At 55.5% G+C, this 2,333-nt stretch carries 1 protein-coding gene and 1 pseudogene; one reads left to right on the top strand and one right to left on the bottom strand.

The features are described 5' to 3' along the window. Nucleotides 1–270: 270 nt before the first annotated feature. On the bottom strand, nt 271–765 hold the full coding sequence (locus IEY49_RS21170; protein ID WP_189012379.1) for a YciE/YciF ferroxidase family protein: 495 nt from the start codon (nt 763–765) through the stop codon (nt 271–273). Between the two features lie 1,074 nt (nt 766–1,839). Between IEY49_RS21170 and IEY49_RS21165 the strand changes: the two are divergent. After that, nucleotides 1,840–2,333, top strand: a pseudogene (locus IEY49_RS21165) (IS4 family transposase); the annotation flags it as partial.

The following is a 2,333-nucleotide window of genomic DNA, read 5'->3' as shown; positions in this document are numbered from 1 at the left end:
GTTTGAACTCGGCTGAATACGTCTTTCGTTGTCCCATGTCGCACCTCGTTGTCGTTATTCTCGGAGTTCTTAACTCCGTCTACGCACAACTGGTGCAACCCCACTTTCCTGAAACCACTGGAGCCCACGCCGCTATATAGGAAAGATGAACCAGCTGCGACCACTATTCCCTTAGGCACCTGGCTGTAGGTTTGGGCTCGAACAATAGATTCTGTTCTTTATAACAAGCATACTGGGACGCTACCAAGGTAGATGCTGGCGAACTTTTACTCAGCCCCTGGCAGCCTGAGCATTGATGGTGTCGGCTAATGCGGTCAGTTCCTTGTCGGTCGCCTTCTCTTCGTTTTCTGATGCCCGCAAAGTCTCGACGTGAGAGTTCAAGCCCAGCACCTGCGCAAAACGCACGACAGTTCCGTAGCCAGCAATTTCATAATGCTCTGCGCGCTGCGCACTGGCGATCAGCCCTGCATCTTTTACGGCGGGCGTAGCATCCTCCTTAATCATATCGTCGCCTTCAGCAATAAGGCCCATCATCGCCTTACACGTGTGTCCGCCAGGCTGTTCCCCCAGATCGGCAAACACAGTTTCCAGTCGTTTCACCTGATTCCGGGTCTGTTCGAGGTGCGTCTCAAAGCCCTGTCGGAGCTCTGCACTGCTTGCAGCCTGGGCCATTTTAGGCAGGGCCGCAACCAGCTGGGTCTCGGCAGAGTAAAGATCCTTGAGCTGCTGAACGTACAAATCCTTGAGATCAGTCATTTTCGTCATATCGCCTCCTGGGTACTGCGCTCTTAGGCTAGGCGACTTGAATTCTTTGTTCCCATGAACTCGGTAAGGAATATTTATGGGATCTTGTATGCTGCTCGGTCGACCATGCGGTACGGACATATGGGCGGGAGATATCGCCACCTGGATCTTCGTCACACTATGCGATTCAGTTTGTTGGTTTGTGTACATTTTTGTGTACAATTTATAAGTAGAGACGTACGGTATCTATATCGTGCGACGAAACTGCAGTACACCGGGCCGACGGACTCGGTAAAGGTTGTGATGGTACACACCTGCGGTCGTAATAATCTTCCCAGTACTGATTTTAAACAGCAGGTCCGCATTCCCAACACCTCTTGTGCTGTCCGTTCCGAACACCAAAAGTGGGGAGCAGCGCATGAGCGGCCGACTCCAGCGGGAACAACAGACCGGCCTACAGGATAGGCCAGCTCGACTGAGGTGAAGCCCCGATGATGCCCTCCACGCCCGAAAATCCAGTACAGGCGAAGGGAGATCAACTGACAGGAGCAAGATGCAGAACCAGCTTTAACAGGCACGCGCGTCATTCCTGCTGGTCGCGTTTCCGGCGACAGCCGATGCGGCACACACAGGACCGGTGGCGTAGGCATTGGGGTCACCGCTTCCAGCCGGAGCCTCCACAGCCAGCCTGATGCTGGTCGCCTTTACCGCCGCCTCATTGAGGGCCTGCCTAACTCCGCCATCCAGATTCATAGTCCCGAATGCTGGACTGGTGCAGATCTTGACTGCCCAGTCGGGACACCCAATAACACCGGAGGAGCTTTCAAAACCATAGCTCCGCGACCCCTTTGCAATCACAAGACCGCACCTCTCGTCACCTCCCTCCATTCCAAGCTGTTCCGATAAACAAATTCGTTAGCCACAAATCTAGCAATCCTTTGAGGTTTAGTTACCTGAAGACATCAGGTAAAGCAGAAAAATCAAGGATTCAGTATTCTGGTCACCTGCAAATGGGTGGCAGCTCAGCAGCCGACACTTTGAGAGAAATGGCGTCCTGGACGCGATATGGCAGCACGAAGGGCGGTATCAAGCCCTGTGACGAACAGAGATACCGCCCTCCTGCATGCCGACATGCTGGCCGCCCACCTGAAAACCCGCCTGCCACACCGTCGTCTGGATGCGCTGAGACGACTGGCTGAAGTGCTTCTCGCGTTGCTTCAAGCCGAATCCACGCTACACCGCAAAATTGCGCTTCACCTGCCGCGGGAAGCGACGCTTGACTCCAAGACCCGCGCGGTCGCACGCACCTTCCACGACGCTCATCTCACCTCTCAGGACGTCCTCGACGTCCTGCTGCCGCTGATCCCCGACAGCAAATTGACCCTGGTAATGGACCGCACCACCTGGCACTACGGACAGACCCCACTGAACCTCATGGTGCTGGGCGCGATTCTGGGTGGCGCGGTGATTCCACTGGTCTGGACGGTGTTACCTCACCAGGGCAACAGCAGCACCGCGGCACGCATCCTGCTGGTCTGCAGACTGCTCAAGGTGCTGCCCGCATCGCGCTGGGCGGTGCTGATCGCGGA

The sequence above is a fragment of the Deinococcus malanensis genome (genome assembly GCF_014647655.1).
GTDB lineage: Bacteria > Deinococcota > Deinococci > Deinococcales > Deinococcaceae > Deinococcus > Deinococcus malanensis.
Note: the sequence above shows the minus strand (reverse complement) of the source record. Positions and strands in the feature narration are given on the sequence as shown.

Coding starts and splice junctions, on each gene's coding strand:
- IEY49_RS21170 (WP_189012379.1), bottom strand. CDS start 765: ATGACGAAAATGACTGATCTCAAGGATTTGTACGTTCAGCAGCTCAAG.